This window comes from Massilia paldalensis (genome assembly GCF_044901715.1).
Classification (GTDB): Bacteria; Pseudomonadota; Gammaproteobacteria; order Burkholderiales; family Burkholderiaceae_D; genus Telluria; species Telluria paldalensis.
In genome coordinates this window covers 388,707-405,458 of sequence record NZ_JBJCIU010000001.1, presented here as the reverse complement: position 1 = coordinate 405,458, position 16,752 = coordinate 388,707, and the positions used below count along the sequence as shown (strand labels likewise).

General features: G+C 66.9%; 12 protein-coding genes. 3 read left to right on the top strand and 9 right to left on the bottom strand.

What is annotated here, in order from left to right:
* Nucleotides 1-6 precede the first annotated feature (6 nt).
* The 3 genes from leuC to ACI1V7_RS01740 all read right to left on the bottom strand — a co-directional run bounded on the left by leuC (nt 7) and on the right by ACI1V7_RS01740 (nt 4,405).
* Entirely contained in the window at nt 7-1,407 is a 1,401-nt protein-coding gene (gene leuC, locus ACI1V7_RS01750; RefSeq protein ID WP_404530067.1) for a 3-isopropylmalate dehydratase large subunit, read from the bottom strand.
* 239 nt (nt 1,408-1,646) lie between these two features.
* Nucleotides 1,647-3,533, bottom strand: coding sequence for a chemotaxis protein CheA (locus ACI1V7_RS01745; protein WP_404530066.1), 1,887 nt, complete (start codon nt 3,531-3,533; stop codon nt 1,647-1,649).
* The gene (locus ACI1V7_RS01740; protein WP_404530065.1) at nt 3,533-4,405 is read right to left on the bottom strand and encodes a protein phosphatase CheZ; all 873 of its coding nucleotides are present in this window, start codon (nt 4,403-4,405) and stop codon (nt 3,533-3,535) included. Before ACI1V7_RS01740 ends, ACI1V7_RS01745 begins: the two co-directional genes overlap by 1 nt.
* Nucleotides 4,406-4,828: 423 nt before the next feature.
* Here ACI1V7_RS01740 and ACI1V7_RS01735 point away from each other — a divergent pair, with 423 nt between their 5' ends.
* The 3 genes from ACI1V7_RS01735 (at nt 4,829) to ACI1V7_RS01725 (ending at nt 7,235) form a co-directional block, all read left to right on the top strand.
* Nucleotides 4,829-5,293 (top strand): universal stress protein, encoded by a 465-nt coding sequence (locus ACI1V7_RS01735; protein WP_404530064.1) that lies wholly within the window; start codon nt 4,829-4,831, stop codon nt 5,291-5,293.
* A 104-nt stretch (nt 5,294-5,397) separates the two neighbouring features.
* A complete protein-coding gene (locus tag ACI1V7_RS01730; RefSeq protein WP_404530063.1) occupies nt 5,398-6,042 on the top strand; it encodes a response regulator in 645 nt (214 codons plus the stop codon).
* A gap of 401 nt (nt 6,043-6,443) precedes the next feature.
* Entirely contained in the window at nt 6,444-7,235 is a 792-nt protein-coding gene (locus tag ACI1V7_RS01725; protein ID WP_404531524.1) for a Crp/Fnr family transcriptional regulator, read from the top strand.
* Between the two features lie 207 nt (nt 7,236-7,442).
* Here ACI1V7_RS01725 and ACI1V7_RS01720 read toward each other — a convergent pair whose 3' ends face one another.
* The 6 genes from ACI1V7_RS01720 to ACI1V7_RS01695 all read right to left on the bottom strand — a co-directional run bounded on the left by ACI1V7_RS01720 (nt 7,443) and on the right by ACI1V7_RS01695 (nt 16,297).
* Nucleotides 7,443-8,591: a glycine zipper 2TM domain-containing protein gene (locus ACI1V7_RS01720; protein WP_404530062.1), complete on the bottom strand. Its 1,149-nt coding sequence runs from the start codon at nt 8,589-8,591 to the stop codon at nt 7,443-7,445.
* An 82-nt stretch (nt 8,592-8,673) separates the two neighbouring features.
* Complete coding sequence (pdeM, locus tag ACI1V7_RS01715; protein WP_404530061.1) at nt 8,674-9,342, bottom strand: ligase-associated DNA damage response endonuclease PdeM; 669 nt, start codon at nt 9,340-9,342, stop codon at nt 8,674-8,676.
* 2 nt (nt 9,343-9,344) lie between these two features.
* Complete coding sequence (locus tag ACI1V7_RS01710) at nt 9,345-11,837, bottom strand: ligase-associated DNA damage response DEXH box helicase (RefSeq protein WP_404530060.1); 2,493 nt, start codon at nt 11,835-11,837, stop codon at nt 9,345-9,347.
* Complete coding sequence (locus ACI1V7_RS01705) at nt 11,834-13,489, bottom strand: ATP-dependent DNA ligase (RefSeq protein ID WP_404530059.1); 1,656 nt, start codon at nt 13,487-13,489, stop codon at nt 11,834-11,836. The genes ACI1V7_RS01710 and ACI1V7_RS01705 overlap by 4 nt, the downstream gene beginning before the upstream one ends.
* Complete coding sequence (locus ACI1V7_RS01700) at nt 13,482-14,552, bottom strand: ligase-associated DNA damage response exonuclease (RefSeq protein ID WP_404530058.1); 1,071 nt, start codon at nt 14,550-14,552, stop codon at nt 13,482-13,484. Before ACI1V7_RS01700 ends, ACI1V7_RS01705 begins: the two co-directional genes overlap by 8 nt.
* Complete coding sequence (locus tag ACI1V7_RS01695) at nt 14,549-16,297, bottom strand: RecQ family ATP-dependent DNA helicase (RefSeq protein WP_404530057.1); 1,749 nt, start codon at nt 16,295-16,297, stop codon at nt 14,549-14,551. The genes ACI1V7_RS01700 and ACI1V7_RS01695 overlap by 4 nt, the downstream gene beginning before the upstream one ends.
* Between the last annotated feature and the right edge of the window lie 455 nt (nt 16,298-16,752).

Genomic DNA, 16,752 nt, shown 5'->3' with positions numbered 1-16,752 from the left:
TTTTGATCAGAGACCGCGCACGTCGACGAAGTGGCCGGCGATGCCCGCCGCGGCGGCCATGGCCGGCGACACCAGGTGCGTGCGGCCGCCTTGCCCCTGGCGTCCCTCGAAGTTGCGGTTCGAGGTCGAGGCGCAGCGCTCGCCCGGTTCCAGGCGGTCGGCGTTCATCGCCAGGCACATCGAGCAGCCCGGCTCGCGCCATTCGAAGCCGGCGGCCTTGAAGATCTTGTCCAGGCCTTCGCGCTCGGCCTGTTCCTTGACGAGGCCGGAGCCCGGCACCACCATCGCCAGCTTCACGTTCGAGGCGCGCTGGCGGCCGCGCACGACGGCGGCGGCGGCGCGCAAGTCCTCGATGCGCGAATTGGTGCAGGAACCGATGAACACCTTGTCGATGCGGATGTCTTCCATCGCCGTGTTCGGCTTGAGGTCCATGTAGACGAGCGCCTTTTCCATCGCGTCGCGCTTGACCGGGTCCTTTTCGTGGTCGGGATCGGGCACGCGGCCGTCGATCGTCGTCACCTGCTCGGGCGAGGTGCCCCAGGTGACCTGCGGGCGGATCTCGGCCGCGTCGAGCAGCACGACCATGTCGAACTTCGCGCCCGGGTCCGAGTGCAGCGTGCGCCAGTAGGCCACGGCGTTGTCCCAGTGTGGACCGGCGGGCGCGAACGGGCGGCCCTTGACGTAGTCGATCGTCGTGTCGTCGACGGCGACCATGCCGGCACGCGCGCCCGCCTCGATCGCCATGTTACAGACGGTCATGCGGCCTTCCATCGACAGCGAACGGATCGCCGGGCCGGCGAACTCGATCGCGTAGCCGGTGCCGCCGGCGGTGCCGATCTTGCCGATCACGGCCAGCACGATGTCCTTGGCGGTGACGCCGGCCGGCAGCTGGCCGTCGACCTGCACCAGCATCGACTTCGATTTCTTGGCCAGCAGCGTCTGCGTGGCCAGCACGTGTTCGACTTCCGAGGTGCCGATGCCGTGCGCCAGGCAGCCGAAGGCGCCGTGGGTCGACGTGTGCGAATCGCCGCACACGACCGTCATGCCCGGCAGCGTGGCGCCCTGCTCCGGGCCGATCACGTGGACGATGCCCTGGCGCTTGTCGTTCATGTCGAAGTACGTGAGGCCGAACGCCTTGGTGTTGGCATCCAGCGTCTCGACCTGCAGGCGCGAGGTCGGGTCGGCGATGCCGTGCGAGCGGTCGGTGGTCGGGACGTTGTGGTCTGCTACGGCAAGGTTGGCGGACGTGCGCCATAGCGGGCGGCCCGCCACGCGCAGGCCTTCGAAGGCCTGCGGGCTGGTCACTTCATGGACCAGGTGACGGTCGATATACAGCACGGTGGTGCCATCTGCATCGGCACGCACGACATGCGAATCCCAGAGTTTGTCGTAGAGCGTTTTTAACATGGTAAGTCCATTGGAACGACCGCCATATGCGGGCTTGGTCTTTGATTATGCCATAGTTGTGCAATGCGGCAGAAGGCCGCCGCCAGCACGATTATTCCAATCGACACACGAGACGTCAAATATTGTTCGGCACTCAACGGGCTACACTACAAGAAAAAAGCCCGCGCAGGATATGCGCGGGCTTTTCATGGTTTTGTTGCAGCAAGGCGGCAGGGGCTTCCTGCCGCGTTTTGGTGCACTTACGCGGCGAGACGCACCGCGTTGCGGCAGCCGTCCATGAGGAAGGACAGGCCGACCACGAGCACCAGCGAACCCTCGGCCGAGCGGGCCGTGCCGGTGATGCCGTCGACGTGCAGCGCCGTCATCGGCTTGATCACCAGGTCGGCGGTGCCGTCGACCGCTTCCACCGCGATGATGTAGGGTTGCGGCGCATTGATGACGATGCCGACGCGCTCGGTGCACTCCTCGTAGCCGAGCGACAGCGCCAGCGAACGCACCGGCAGCGGACGACCCTGGTCCTTCAGCACCGGGGCGCCGCCGACCTGCATGAAGTTCTCCGGCAGCTCGACCACGCGCTCGACCACCGCCATCGGCAGGGCCAGCTGGGCGCCCGAGGTGGACACCAGCATGGTCGGCACGATCGACAGTTCGATCGGCAGGCGGATCGAGAATTTCGTGCCGGAGCCGAGCCTGGAGTCGATGCGGATCGCGCCGCGGTTCTTCTCGACGGCGGTCTTGACCACGTCCATGCCCACGCCGCGGCCGGAGACCGACGAGGCCACTTCCTTGGTCGAGAAGCCCGGCAGGAACACCAGTTGGTACGCTTCGTCGTCGGACGTCGCCTGGTGCTCGGAGATCAGGCCTTTTTCCATCGCCTTCTGGCGCAGCTTGGACGGGTCCATGCCGCGGCCGTCGTCCTGCAGCACGATCATGACGCTGTTGGCTTCCTGCCATGCCTTCAACATGATGAAGGCCTTGGCCGGCTTGCCGCTGGCGACGCGGTCCTGCGGCGATTCAACGCCGTGATCCAGCGCGTTACGCAGCATGTGCACGAGCGGGTCGTACAGGCTGTCGACGACGACGCGGTCGACTTCGGTCTCGGCGCCTTCGATGGTCAGCTCGACGTCCTTGCCCAGGTCCTTGGCCAGTTCGCGCACGAGGCGCGGGAACTTCTGGAACAGACGGCCGACCGGCTGCATGCGGGTCGCCAGCGTGGCGCGCTGCAGTTCGGCCGAGTAGCGCGAGGCGCGTTCCAGCGTTTCCGTCAGGGTCGCCATCAGCGTGGCGGCCTGGCCTTCGAACTTGAACTGCGACAGGCGTTCCAGCAGCACGGCGGCCTGGTTGGCGGCCTGCACGGATTCGCCGGCCACTTCCAGCAGCGCGTCCAGCTTGACGGCGTCGATACGGATGCTCTCGTCCTTGGCCGGGGCGCTCTGCGCGGGCTTGCTGTCGGCGCGGCGCTCGGTGCCGTCCCAGCCCGACTTGGCCGGCGCGTGCTCGGCGGCCGGGGCGGCGGCAGCGGCCGGCGCGGCGGCCTGCTCGACCGGCGCGGCAGTGGCAACGGCAGCGACGGCAGGTGCGGCGGCCGGCGTGTGCGTGCCCGGCGGGACCACGGCCATGTACATGCCTTCCCAGTCGATACCGTCGGCCGATGCGAGCGCGGCGGCCGGCGCGGCAGCCACCGGGGCGGCAACGGCGGGCGCGGGCGCAGCGGCGGCGGGTGCGGCTGCGGGCGCGGCATCCTTGCCGGCGATCGCATCCTTGAGCATGCGCTCCAGCTCTTCCGGCATCGATGCCAGCTGGTCCGGCGTGGCGCCGTTATTCAGGTCGTTCAACTGGTCGGCGACGAAACCGGATGCGACCAGCGATGCCTCGATCGCCGACGGCGTGACCGGGGCCGCGCCGGTGCGCAGCGCGTCGAACAGGTTTTCCGTCAGGTGGCAGGCTGCCACCAGCGCCGGCAAGCCCATGAAGCCCGCGCCGCCCTTGATGGTGTGGAAGGAGCGGAACACGGCATTGAGCGTTTCCTTGTTGTCCGGATCGCGTTCGAGGCGCAGCAGATGCTCTTCCACATTGGTGGAGAGATCCAGGGCCTCGACAACGAAATCCTTGAGCATTTCATCCATTAGAACCCCAGATCGGCGAGAAGGTCATCGACACTGTCCTGGTCCAGCGCCACGGTCGGCACCGACGGACCCGACATCAATTGCACGGGCTGCTCCTGCTCCTGTGCAGCCTGTTTCTGCGCCAGCTTTTCCTTGACGTCGGCCGGGGCGCTGTCGCGCAGCAGCTGGGCGAGTTCGTTCTCGACGGTCTTGGTGATGATCACGACCTTCTTGATCAGCTGGCCGGTGATGTCCTGGAAGTCCTGGGCCATCATGATCTCCAGCAGGCGCGCCTTTTCCGCTTCGGTCGCTTCCGACACCAGCTGGGCGAACTGCCTGGAGTCGCCGGCCAGCGACTTGAACTGCTCGATCGAGAGCTTGCCCGCGAACAGGTCGCCCCAGCGGGTTTCCATGTCCTTGGCCTGCTTGGACAGCAGGTCCTGGGCCGGCATGCCGTCGTCCAGCGTGTTCAGCACCTTGTTGGCGGCTTGTTCGGTCAGCGAAGCAACGTATTCCAGGCGGTCCTGGGCGTCCACGATCTGCGAAGACGCCTCGGTCAGCGCCTTGTCGTAGCCCAGTTCGCGCAGCGAGTCGTGCATGACGCGCACGATGCCGCCGAGGCGCTCGTACATGCCCTGGTTCTGCTTGTCGTCGACATCGGCGGCCGGCGCGGCCGCGACTGCGGCCACGGCGGGGGCGGCGGCGACCACGGCCGGGGCCGAGGAGGTTGCTACCTGGTCGAACAAGGCTTCGAGGTCGTCACTGTCGCCGCTCTCCCCGCCGGCGGCGGGTTCGGGCGCCGGCGCGGCGGCCGGGGCGGGAGCGGGAGCGGAAGCTCGTTGCGCGGACACTTCCTCGAATAATGCGTCGAAATCGTCGGCGGCGTCGGTCATAGTCCCTACTTCTCCATAATGTAAATGTCGCGATGATCTGTAGGAACCATGATCGCCGGCGCGACGTTCCTGGCGCGGCGGCTTCCGGGAGGGCTCCCATATAAAGTGTTGCTGCCGTCAATACGCTGACGGTACGAGTTTTCGAAGAGTGTAGCAGTGTGGTTGCCGTAGGTAAATCTTCTGGACTGCCGCTGGGCCTGATAACGCAGTAAACCTGCCTCTGAAACGATTATTTACAACGTTTTCTGAATATTTTCGCAAAGCAAGTGTTGTATTTTTTTATCGCGGGGGCAATTGCGGCTTTTTATGGTTTCCCGCGAATAAGCGAACACAACGCTGAGAAAGATCAAGGGTTTGCGTCCGGTGCAAGGTGGCGCCGCGGACTACAATGACATCGTAACGTGTTGTGGGGGAGGACTCACCATGTACCGGAAGATTCTGATCACCACGGACGGCTCCGCCGTGTCCCAGCACACCGCCTGCGCCGGCGTGAAGTTCGCCCAGCAGATGGGCGCGGAGGTGCTGGCGCTGTTCGTGGCGCCGGAATACCAGTATCCCGTGTACGTCGAGATCATTCCGCCGTCCTACCCCAGCGAAGAAGAATATATAGAGCGGATGCGCCACACCGGCGAGGAATACATGGGCTCGATCATGCGTGCGGCCGAGCGGGCCGGACTGCGGCACGGCTGCATGACGGCGTTTTCCGATGCCGCCGCGCTCAAGATCGTTGACGTCGCGCAGCAGCAACAATGCGACCTGATCTTCATGGGCTCGCACGGCCGTAGCGGCTGGGGTCAACTACTGCTGGGCAGTGTAACCAACAAGGTATTGTCACAGACAACCATTCCCGTCCTGGTACACCGTCTGATCCGGGAGCCGGCCGACTAAACAAGCACGGCATCACACATCTTCAACAAAAAGTGCAACAAAAATGTTGCTGATGTGATAGCTTTTATGCTGCGTTTTCAAGATTCCATGCTGGGGAAACCACTATGATTCGCATAGTCATCGCTGACGATCACACGATCATGCGCGAGGGCCTCAAGCGCATCCTCGACGGTGCGCTCGACATCGAGATCGTCGGCGAAGCCATCAATGGCTTCGAGGTGTTGACGCTCGTCCGCCAGGGCGGCTTCGACCTGTTGCTGCTCGACTTGTCCATGCCGGGACGCAGCGGCGTCGACCTGATCCGGCAAGTGCGCAGCGAATCGCCCAAGCTGGCCGTCCTGATCCTGACCATGCACGAGGAAGAACAGTATGCCGTGCGCGCCATCCGCGCCGGCGCCCAGGGGTATCTCACCAAGGAAAGCGCCGGCACCCAGCTGGTCGGCGCCATCCGCAAGGTCGCGTCCGGCCGTCCCTATATCAGTACCGAAGTCGCCGAACAACTGGCGCTGAACATCATGGCGCCCAACGAACAGCTGCTGCACAAACAGCTCTCGGACCGCGAATTCGAGGTGTTCTCGCTGCTGGTGGGCGGCAAGTCGATCACGGAGATCGCCAACAACCTGCACCTGTCCGTCAAGACGGTCAGCACCCACAAGACGCGCATCATGCAGAAGATGGGCATGACCTCGCTGTCCGAGATGGTCCAATACGCCGTCGCCCACCGCCTGCTGGCCCCCATGAAGGCTTGAGCCGGCGTCCACTAAACACGATTCGACATTCTTGCCACACGGCGCGTGCCCTGCCCCTCCGCTGGGCAGTGGGCGGCAATGGAACTATTCCTACCACCGCCGCAGCGACGCGCCACTCTGGGACCTGCTCACGCAACGACACGCCTGGTAAGAAAAATCCTACAAACTGACGCTCTCTCCTACCTACACATTCAGCCGTTGCTGATATGAATGCCGGACTCGTGTTGGCATACTGGTTTCAGCGTTCCGACTTGCTCGCGGTCTATATCCGTGTCCAGACATCCACGCTGGACCGGGCAGGCCGCAAGAAACCTTGATTCCTAAACCTGGAGATGAGTATGCAGTCCCAGCTAACTTCAGAACAACGCAACGCCGCGCCATCGACCCTGCACTCGTCGCAAATGGAAGCCGGACGCCAGCGCCAGGGTCGCCTGTGGTCCAACCTGAAAGAGGTCTGCGACCTGCTGCACATCCCGGCCGCCGTCTCGATGAACACCGAGGAACTGCTGTTCCAGCACGTGCAATTCAAGACGGGGCAGCGCGTCCATACCATCGGCCAGGCTTTCGACACCCTGTACATCGTCAACTCCGGCTTTCTCAAGACCGTGCTGATCGATGAATTCGGCAACGAGCAGGTGCTGAGCTTTCCCATGAAGGGCGACATGCTCGGCGTCGACGGCATCCACACTCGCCATTACGCCTCGGAAGCGGTGGCCCTGTCGGACTGCGACCTGATCCTGGTCCCGTTCAAGAAGCTGACCGCCCTCGGTCGCGTCCACGCGGAACTCGAGAACCTGATGTACGGCGTCATGAGCCGCGAGCTGGTGCGCGAACAGGCAATGATCGGCATGCTCGGCGCGCTGTCGGCCGAGGCCCGCGTGGCCCGCTTCCTGATCTCGCTGGCCGAACGCTTCGCCGCCATGGGATATTCGAGCAAGCTGTTCAACCTGCGCATGACGCGCCATGAAATCGGCAGCTACCTCGGCCTGACGCTGGAAACCGTCAGCCGCACGCTGTCCGCATTCAATGAGATCGGCCTGATCACGGTCGACCAGCGCACTATCGGCATCAAGGATCCCGAAGCACTGAAGACGCTGCGCCGCCTGCCGCCGTCGCGCTCGCGCGCCAAGCAGAACGCGAAGCACAAGGCAGACGCCGATTCCGGCGACGGCCAGGTGCTGGCGACGGCCTGAACGCCGCCGCCGTCGAGTCCGGGCCGGGAGGACCCGCAGACTCGGTTGCGCTTCAAGCTTGCCGTTCGGCCTTGGACTTTCCATAGCCCCCTTTTAACTGAGCAAATCCTTGCTCGGCTCACCCGACGCCCTGCCACGCCGCTCCCGCCCCCTTGGTCTTCGTCTACCGCTTCCATCCATCGGCTCCGTCCCCGGGGTGCGTCCCGATCAATCGCGCGTCACCACGCCATCGCTGACCTTGACGCGGTCGCCCACGCGGAAACCCGGATCGTTATCGTAGGGAATCGTCTGCGTCGCGCCATTCTCGTAGCGCACGATGACGTCGAAACGCTGGCCGCTGCGCGCATTGCGTTCGATGCTGCGCCCGGCGAGCGCGCCACCGACGGCGCCAGCCGCCGTGGCTGCCGTGCGTCCCGTGCCGCTGCCCACCTGGTTGCCGATCAGGCCGCCGACCACGGCGCCGCCCACGGTGCCCAGCGCACCGCTGCTGGCGGTGTCGACGACATTGACCGCCTCCACCGTGCCGCAGTTGGTGCAGTAGCGCGCCACCGGCTGCTGGCGCCCGTCTCGTTCATCGCGCCCGTCGTAGCCGGTGCGCACGGGTGACGTCGACATCGCCAGGTCGCGCGGTCCGGGTCCGCCGGCCAGCAGCGGCCGGCCCAGCATGGCCGTCGTGTAGCGGCCGTTAGCGCGAATGGTGGCCGTCACGGCCGCGTCCGGCATGATGCGGTCGTCGCGGCGGATCGTGTACAGGCCGCTGTATTCGCCCGGGCGCACTTCCGGCAAGTAGAAGATGCCGCGCGTGCCAGCGATTTGCACGTCGACCTTGGCGCCGGGCGTGCCGCGCACCGTGAACTTCAGTTCGTTGCCGGGGCCGAGGTTGTCGTTCGCTTCCACGTCGAAGGTGCGCACGTGGGGCACCTGCGCCAGCTCGCCGCCGCGGTCCTGCCGCACGCCGGGACCGCGCACGATGGATTCGGCCAGCACCTGGGTCGCGGTCAGGTTGTTCACGCGCAGGTTCGCGGTGACGGCGCTGTCCGGCCGGATGCGGTCGTGCACGCCGATCGTGTACGTGCCCTGGTAGGTGCCGGGACGGGTCTCGTTCATGTGCAGGTTGCGGGTCGCGCCGTCGATGCGCAGCGTGGCGGCGCCGCCCGGGCTGCCGTACAGCTCGAAGTTCAGTTCGGTGCCGGGATCGAGGCGGCGCACTTCGTCGACGTTGAAACCTTCGATGCGCGGGCCGAGGGTGCTGGCGCGCGGATGCTCCTGCGCTTGTACCTGGGCGGGAACGCTCACTGCGAGCAGCGGCAGCGCGGCCACGACGGCCGCGGCGAGGGTCTGGCGGGCGTTTGCCATGATGTCCTCCGGAAAATCGGATTGTCGATATGGCCAGCTTACGCCGCTGTATTGCAGGGCTCGGTGCGCTCCCTAACGTACGCTAACGACCCGGATGCACCGGATGGACGGCATCGCCCGACGTGACGTAGATCCGTTCGCCCTGTTCCGGCCGCACCGCATGCCCGCCCGTGAACGCGCCGAACGAGGGCAGGATCATGCGCCGCCGGCCGACGACGAAGCACGGCAGGCGCAGCGCGTCGAACCGCGTGGCCAGCACGTAGGCGGGATGCACGTGGCCCGCGAGCACGTAGCCGGGCGCGCCCTCTTCCAGCTCGGGATGGTGGCAGAACGAGAACGGTCCCAGCGTGTACGGTTCGTCGACGAGGTCGATGGCCAGGCTCGCCGCCGGGTCGCCCGCGTGCTTGTCGTGGTTGCCGCGCACGAGGGTCAGCACGAGCTCGCGCCGGCGCAGGCGCCAGGCCAGCATCGCCGCCTGCGTGGCGGCCGCGTGCGCCGCGCGCGCGTGCAGGAAGTCGCCGAGGAACAGCACGTGCGTGGCGCCCGTCGCGGTGACGAGCGCGTCGAGCGCATCGAGGTTCTCGTTGGTCGTGCCGTGCGGGACGGGGATGCCGAAGGAGCGGAAGGCGGCCGCCTTGCCGAAGTGGATGTCGGCGATGGCCAGCAGTTCCAGGCGCGGCCAGTACACGGCCTTCTGCGGCAGCAGCCAGAGGCGCTCGCCGGCAACTTCGAGCGGAAAGGCGCCTGCCATCGTCACGCCGCGGCCGCCTTTTCCAGTTCGCGCAACATGCGCGCCACGCGGTCGTTGAGCTTCTCGGTGCTGACCTTTTCGCGGAAGCGCGCGACCATCAGCGGAAAGCCGAACGGCGTCGCGCGCTTGACCTCGCGAAACGCGATGCGGCGCCCGTGCAGCTCGACCAGCGTATCGCGCAGGCGCGTCAGCTCCAGTTCCTGCTCCAGCACTTCGCGCTCGGCCTGCGTCAGCAGCAGGTTGCCGCTGTCGTGCTTGCGGAAGACCTCGAAGAACAGCGACGACGAGGCCTGCACCTGGCGCATCGACTTGTGCTGGCCCGGATAGCCCTGGAATACCAGGCCGGCGATCCTCGCCACTTCGCGGAAGCGCTGCTGCGACAGCTGGGTCGCGTTCAGGCTGTCGAGCACATCCTCGAGCAGATGGCCCGTGTCGAACAGGGCGACGTCTGCGCCCGTCGCGGCGGCGAACGCCGCTTCCCAGTCGACCGGTTCCGGCGCCAGCAGTTCGAAGCCGTAGTCGTTGACGGCCACCGAGAAGGTGCTGGGCATCACCCGCCCCACGCGGTAGGCCAGCAGCGAGGCCAGGCCCGTGTGCACGGACCGTCCCGCGAACGGATACGCGAACAGGTGCCAGCCTTCGCGGCTCTTCATGCTCTCGACCACCAGCACCTCGCTGCTGGGCAGCGCCGACCAGCGTTCCTGGATCTCGAACAGCGGCACCAGCGCGCGCATCTCGGGCCCGTCGTAGATGCCCTGGCTGGCCAGCTTCAGTTCCTCGCGCGCGGCGTGCGCCAGCTCGGCGCTCAGGGGCACCTTGGCGCCGCTCCAGCGGCTGACGGCGCCGCGGCTCGATTCCGAGCGCTTCACGAAGGCCGTCATCTCGTGCACGCGCACCAGTTCCAGGATCCGGCCCGAAAAGAGAAAACGGTCGCCCGGCTTCATCCTGCCGATGAAGGATTCCTCGACGGTGCCGATGCGTCCGCCGCTCACGTACTGCACCTTCATCTGCGCGTCGGAGACAATGGTGCCGATGCTCATGCGGTGGCGCCGGCCGATCGTCGCGTCGGGCACGCGGTGCACGCCGCCCTCGTCGGGCAGCACGCGGCGGTACTCGGGATACGTTGTCAGGCTCTGGCCGCCACGCGCGACGAAGTCCAGCGCCCACTGCCATTCCTCGCGCGTGAGCTCGCGGTAGGACCAGCTGCTGCGCACCTCCTCGTACAATTCCTCGTCGCGGAACCCGCCGCCCAGCGCGATCGTCACCAGGTGCTGCACGAGGACGTCGAACGGCTTGTTGGGGGGCTGGCGCGCCTCGATGCGGTGCGTGGCGACGGCGCGCTTGACGGCCGCCGCTTCCAGCAGTTCCAGGCTGTGGGTCGGCACCAGCGTCACGCGCGACACCCGTCCCGGCGCGTGGCCGCTGCGTCCGGCGCGCTGCAGGATGCGCGCGATGCCCTTGGCGCTGCCGATCTGCAGCACGCGCTCGACGGGCAGGAAGTCCACGCCCAGGTCCAGGCTCGCCGTGCACACGACGGCCTTCAGTTCGCCCCGCTTGAGGCCGTTCTCGACCCATTCGCGCACCTCGCGGTCGAGCGAACCGTGGTGCAGCGCCACCACGCCGGCCCAGTCGGGGCGCGCCTCGATCAGGTTCTGGTACCACAGCTCCGCCTGCGGACGGGTGTTGGTGAAGACGAGCGTCGAACCGTGCTGGTCGATCTCGTCGACGACGGGCTGCATCATGGCCAGGCCCAGGTGGCCGGCCCAGGGAAAGCGCGAGGGGTTGTGCGGCACCAGCGTATCGATGACGATCTGCTTCTTGAGGTCGCCCTCGACCAGCACGCCCCGGTCGGCGGCGCCGGCGCCGAGCAGCACGTCGCGCGCCTCGTCGAGGTTGCCCATCGTCGCCGACAGGCCCCACACGACGAGGCCGGGGTTCCAGCGCCGCAGCCGCGCCAGCGCCAGCTGCACCTGCACGCCGCGCTTGCTGCCCAGGAGTTCGTGCCACTCGTCGATGATGACCATGTCCAGGTGCTTGAACTGGTCGCGCGCTCCCGCGTGCGAGAGCAGCAGCGACAGGCTTTCCGGCGTCGTGACGAGGGCGCCCGGCAGCGATTTCGACTGGCGCGCGCGCTCGGCCGACCCCGTGTCGCCCGTGCGCGCACCGATGCTCCAGCTGCCGAAGATGTCGGGATGCGCGGCGCCCAGTTCCGCCGCGGACACCTCGAGCGAGCGCTGGGTATCGGCGGCCAGCGCCCGCATGGGGGTGAGCCACAGCACGCGCAGGCCGCTGGACTGGCGCCGCGTCCGGTTCGCCCCGCGCAGCAGCGCCGCGAACCACACGGCATAGGTCTTGCCCGCGCCCGTGTTCGCATGCAGCAGCCCGGACTGGCCACCCTGCGCGGCCTTCCACACGGCGCGCTGGAACGGAAACACTTTCCAGCCACGCCCCGCGAACCAGGCATCGACGGCGCTTTCCGCCTGCGACTTCGTCATTCAGTCACCTCGCCAACCACCTCGCCCTGCCCCGCTTCGAGCAAGCCCTTGAGCGTGTCCAGCGTGTCCGCTTCCTCGACCGGCTTGTCGTCCCTGCGGCGCAGGATGCGCGGGAAGCGCACGGCGATGCCGGCCTTGTGACGCGTGGACAGCGCGATGCCTTCGAAGCCGATCTCGAACACCATCGTGGGCTTCACCGAGCGCACGGGGCCGAATTTCTCGACCGTCGTCTTGCGGATCGCATTATCGACCTGGCGGATCTCGGCGTCGGTCAGTCCCGAATAGGCTTTCGCGAACGGGACCAGCTTGCGCTCCTCGCCCTCCCCGTCCCACACGGCGAACGTGTAGTCCGTGTACAGCGAGGCGCGCCGCCCGCTGCCGGCCTGCGCGTAGATCAGCACGGCGTCGACGGCGTACGGGTCGATCTTCCACTTCCACCAGGTGCCGACATCCTTGGTGCGGCCCACGCCGTACTGGGCGTCGCGCGCCTTGAGCATCATGCCTTCCACGCCGCGCGCGCGCGATTCGGCACGCAGCTTGCCCAGGTCGTCCCAGCTGTCGGCGGACACCAGCGGCGAGACGCGCAATTGCGGCTGGGCCGCGCCCGTGACCAGCGTCTCCAGCAGCGCGCGCCGTTCGTGCTGGGGCAAGGCGCGCAGGTCGACACCGTCCAGTTCCAGCAAGTCGTAGGCCAGCAGGACGGCGGGCAGCTCGGCCAGCAGCTTGGCGGACAGGGTCTTGCGGCCGATGCGTTTCTGCAGGTCGGCGAACGGCGCCGGCGCATCCCCGTCGGTCCACACGAGCACTTCGCCGTCGACGACGGTGCCTTCCGGCAGCGACAGCGCCGCCAGCTCCGGGAAGCGCTCGGTGATCAGGTCCTCGCCGCGCGACCACAGGAAGTTCTGGCCGCCGCGCCGCACCAGCTGGGCGCGGATGCCGTCGTACTTCCACTCGACCTGCCAGTTGCCCATGTCGCCCAGCGTGGACGGCTCGGCATTGAGCTGGTGCGCCAGGAAGAAGGGATACGGCTGGCCGCCGCGCTGCTTGTGCTCGTCATCGGACTGGGCGGCGATCAGCTGCAGGAAGCCGGCCGCCGTCGGCTTGACGCGGCCGTCCGTCCAGCCCATCAGGCGCTGGGCGATCAGCTTGGCGTCGACGGCGGCGATCGCCGCCAGCGCGCGCGTGACGAGCAGTTTCGACACGCCGACGCGGAATCCCCCGCCGATCAGCTTGACGAACAGGAAGCGCTCGCGCCAGGTCAGCTCGTCCCAGTAATCGAACAACGCGGCCCGGATCGTGCCCGGGTCGGCGCCGCGCAGGGGGCCGATGCGCTCCTCCATCCACACGGCCAGGCCGACGTCGCTGTGGCGCTTGGGCGCGGGCAGGATGTGGGCGATGGTCTCGGCCATGTCGCCGACGGCGGCGTAGCTTTCCTCGAACAGCCATTCGTCCAGGCCCGCGTACTCGATCGCATACTGGCGCAGCAGCTTGCTGGGCACGGCCTGGCGTGGCTTGCCGCCGGCGAGGAAGTACACGGCCCAGGCGGCGTTCTCGGGAGCGGCGTGGCTGAAGTAGTTCTGCAGCGCCTCGAGCTTGCGGTTGGTGGCGGTGGTTTCGTCGAGTTCGGCGTACAGGCGGGCGAATTCACGCATCGGGCGCTCCTTCCCGAGGTGGCTCCCCTTCGGCCTGCGGTTCCGCCGGCGCGTTCGCATCCGCGGCGACGGCTTCGTCGTCCTCGTCGCCGTACTCCGTATCGAAGGCCTTCGCATCGAGGCCGATCTGGCACAGCCAGCGCACCATCACGGGAATCGAGCCATGCGTGACGACGACCTGCTGGGCGCCGGTGGCGGCGATCGCTTCCAGCAGGCCGGGCCAGTCGGCATGGTCGGACAGCACGAAGCCGCGGTCGACGCCGCGGCGCCGGCGCGCGCCGCGCAGCAGCATCCAGCCGCTGGCGAAGGCGTCGCTGTAGTCGCCGAAGCGGCGCGTCCACGTCGAGCCCGAAGCCGACGGCGGCGCCAGCACCAGCGCCCGTTTCAAATCGGCCTTGTCGGTCTCGCTGACCAGCTGCGTGTGCGGCAGCACGACGCCGCCTTCGCGGTACACGCGGTTCAGGGGCTCCACGGCGCCGTGGCAGACGATGGGACCGATGGACGGATCCAGTCCCGACAGCAGGCGCTGGGCCTTGCCGAACGCGTAGGCATACAGCACGCTGGTGCGGCCTTCGTCGGCATTGCGGCGCCACCAGCGGTTGATCTCGTCGAACACGTCCTGCTGCGGATCCCAGCGGTAGATCGGCAGGCCGAAGGTCGACTCCGTGATGAAGCTGTGGCAGCGCACGGGTTCGAACGGCGCGCAGGTGGCGTCCGGCTCGACCTTGTAGTCGCCCGACGCGACCCAGATTTCTCCCTCGTGCTCCATGCGCACCTGGGCCGACCCCAGCACGTGGCCGGCCGGATGCAGCGAGATCGCCACGCCGTTGTGCACGATGCGCTCGCCGTACGCCAGGCCGTCGACGTTGATGTCGGCGCCCAGGCGCGACTTCAGGATGTTCACGCTCTGCTGCGAGGCCAGGTAGTGCCGGTGGCCCCAGCGCGCATGGTCGCCGTGCGCATGGGTGATGACGGCGCGGTCGACCGGTTTCCACGGATCGATGTAGAAGTCACCGGGGACGCAGTACAGTCCCTCCTTGCGGACGACGACCATGTCGCTCATGCGGCTCCTTCCACGACGGCCTTGCGCTTCCTGGCCGGCTTGACGAAACTCGCGAGGAAGGAGCGCTGCTCGCCGTCCGGGAAGGCGATCGTCACCTGCTCGCCGGCGCAGGACACCACCGTGCCGGCGCCATACTTGGCCACCTTCACGGCGGCGCCGGCCTCGAACGCGGGCGGAGACGCGTCGTGCGCGGGATCCGGCTCGCGGTCGAATTCGTCGTCGCGGATGACAATGTCCTCCGTCAGCACGGCCGCCGGCGGGTTCTGGCAGTTGTCGCAGCGGCAGCACTTCTCGAAGCCGTCGACTTCGTCGCCGAAATAGTCGAGCAGCAGCTTCCAGCGGCAGAAGCCGCTCACGGCGTACGACACCATCTGTTCCAGCGCTTCCTTGTCGCGCTCCTGCTTGCGGCGGTAGATCTCGGCCATGGCCGCGAACAGCTTGTCCTCGGGCGGATGGCTGGTGGGCAGCCAGCACAGCTTGCGGTTCTGGCGCAGCAGGCGCGCATCCTTGAGCAGCTTCAGGCACACCTTCAGGTTCGCGCCGGCCACGTCCCCGGCCGCTTCCTCCACGCGGGCGGGGGTCGCATCGCCTTCCTCGGCGACGCCGCAGACGGCCGCGTAGACGCTGCGGATTTCCTCGGCCGTGGGATAGTGCTTGACGAGGAAGAACTGCTGCACGCGCTTGTCGTCCTGCAGGAACAGCAGCGTGCAGTCGGCATCCTGGCCGTCGCGGCCGGCGCGGCCCGATTCCTGGTAATAGGCTTCGAGGTTGGCCGGGATCTGCAGGTGGATCACGAAGCGCGTGTCCGGCTTGTCGATGCCCATGCCGAAGGCATTGGTCGCCACCATCACGCGCCGTTCGTCATGCATGAACAGTTCCTGGTTGGCCTTGCGTTCGGCGGACGGCAGCTTGCCGTGGTACAGCGCGGCCGATTCGCCCGCCTCGACCAGCATGGCGTGGAATTCCTCGGCCGCCTTGACGGTGGCGGCATAGACGATGCCCACCCCGGCCGTTTCGCGCACGAGGCGCAGCGCCTGCTGCAGCTTTTCCTCGGGGTTCGTCACCTGCACCACGCCGTAGCGCAGGTTCGGACGGTACACGCCCGTGTTGATGACGTTCATGCGCGCCCGGTTGAGTTGCCGTCCGATGTCATCAATGACGTCCTCGGTCGCCGTGGCCGTCAGCGCCAGCACGGGCGGACGGCCGATCGCCTCGATGGCGCCGGCCATCTCCAGGTAGGCCGGGCGGAAGTCGTGGCCCCATTGCGAGATGCAGTGGGCTTCGTCGACGGCCACCAGCGCCACCTTGACGCCCTTGAGCGTGGCGACGAATTCCGGCTGGGACAGGCGCTCTGGCGTGCAGAACACGATCTCGCAGCGCTCCTCGGCGATGGCGGCCAGGCTGGCGCGCTCCTCCTCCGCGGACAGGCTGCTGTTGACCTGCACGGCGCGCACGCCCATCTCCTCGAGCTTCCCGAGCTGGTCCTGCATCAGCGAGATCAAGGGGGAGACGACAATGGTCATGCCGCCCAGGACGCGGGCGGGAATCTGGTAGCACAGCGATTTACCGCTGCCGGTGGGCATGATGGCCAGCGTGTCCTTGCCGTCAAGGACGCTATCGATCACGCGTTGCTGGCCGTCGCGCAGGTGTTCGATGCCGAACACGGTATGCAGCAGGCGACGGATGGTGTTGCGGCGCACCGCAAGCACGCCTTTATGGAGGAGTTTGGGGTCGTGGGTCGTCATGATGGCTCCCACTGTAAGCCTGAGTACTCGAGCACGCTATAGGACGCAGCCTACGCCCGCCGTAGGAAGCCAACCATGAGCTCTGACTATTGATCAGACAGCTCGACGAGGCCTACTCCTACAAGGTCACGGAATTCCAGCCGATAGTTTCCCGGCAGCATAGAAACTATGATGATTCCAACATCAACGCAAACGGCGAACCCACGGAGGCCACCATGACCCGCATCTTTCCCACAGCCTGGACGGCCTTGCACGTCGGCGTGACCAGCGCCGCCACCTGGCTGCTGTGCAATACGGATGCACTGGGCGGCGTGCCTTCGCTGTTCTTCCATTGACGGAACCCGAGTTTACACCTTGCGGCATATCGCCGCTCGGTAGCGCAACCAACCGTGCGCACCCGCTCTCCCGTCATTGGCCGCTTGCTTCCCCAACCCACTAATTCGTTACAATTTCAA

Bases quoted from the DNA above. Each gene is read 5' to 3' on its own strand.
- ACI1V7_RS01700 (WP_404530058.1), bottom strand. From the start codon at position 14,552: ATGAGCGACATGGTCGTCGTCCGCAAGGAGGGACTGTACTGCGTCCCC.
- ACI1V7_RS01740 (WP_404530065.1), bottom strand. From the start codon at position 4,405: ATGACCGACGCCGCCGACGATTTCGACGCATTATTCGAGGAAGTGTCC.
- ACI1V7_RS01730 (WP_404530063.1), top strand. From the start codon at position 5,398: ATGATTCGCATAGTCATCGCTGACGATCACACGATCATGCGCGAGGGC.
- ACI1V7_RS01725 (WP_404531524.1), top strand. From the start codon at position 6,444: ATGGAAGCCGGACGCCAGCGCCAGGGTCGCCTGTGGTCCAACCTGAAA.
- leuC (WP_404530067.1), bottom strand. From the start codon at position 1,407: ATGTTAAAAACGCTCTACGACAAACTCTGGGATTCGCATGTCGTGCGT.
- ACI1V7_RS01705 (WP_404530059.1), bottom strand. From the start codon at position 13,489: ATGCGTGAATTCGCCCGCCTGTACGCCGAACTCGACGAAACCACCGCC.
- ACI1V7_RS01710 (WP_404530060.1), bottom strand. From the start codon at position 11,837: ATGACGAAGTCGCAGGCGGAAAGCGCCGTCGATGCCTGGTTCGCGGGG.
- ACI1V7_RS01735 (WP_404530064.1), top strand. From the start codon at position 4,829: ATGTACCGGAAGATTCTGATCACCACGGACGGCTCCGCCGTGTCCCAG.
- ACI1V7_RS01745 (WP_404530066.1), bottom strand. From the start codon at position 3,533: ATGGATGAAATGCTCAAGGATTTCGTTGTCGAGGCCCTGGATCTCTCC.
- ACI1V7_RS01695 (WP_404530057.1), bottom strand. From the start codon at position 16,297: ATGACGACCCACGACCCCAAACTCCTCCATAAAGGCGTGCTTGCGGTG.
- pdeM (WP_404530061.1), bottom strand. From the start codon at position 9,342: ATGGCAGGCGCCTTTCCGCTCGAAGTTGCCGGCGAGCGCCTCTGGCTG.
- ACI1V7_RS01720 (WP_404530062.1), bottom strand. From the start codon at position 8,591: ATGGCAAACGCCCGCCAGACCCTCGCCGCGGCCGTCGTGGCCGCGCTG.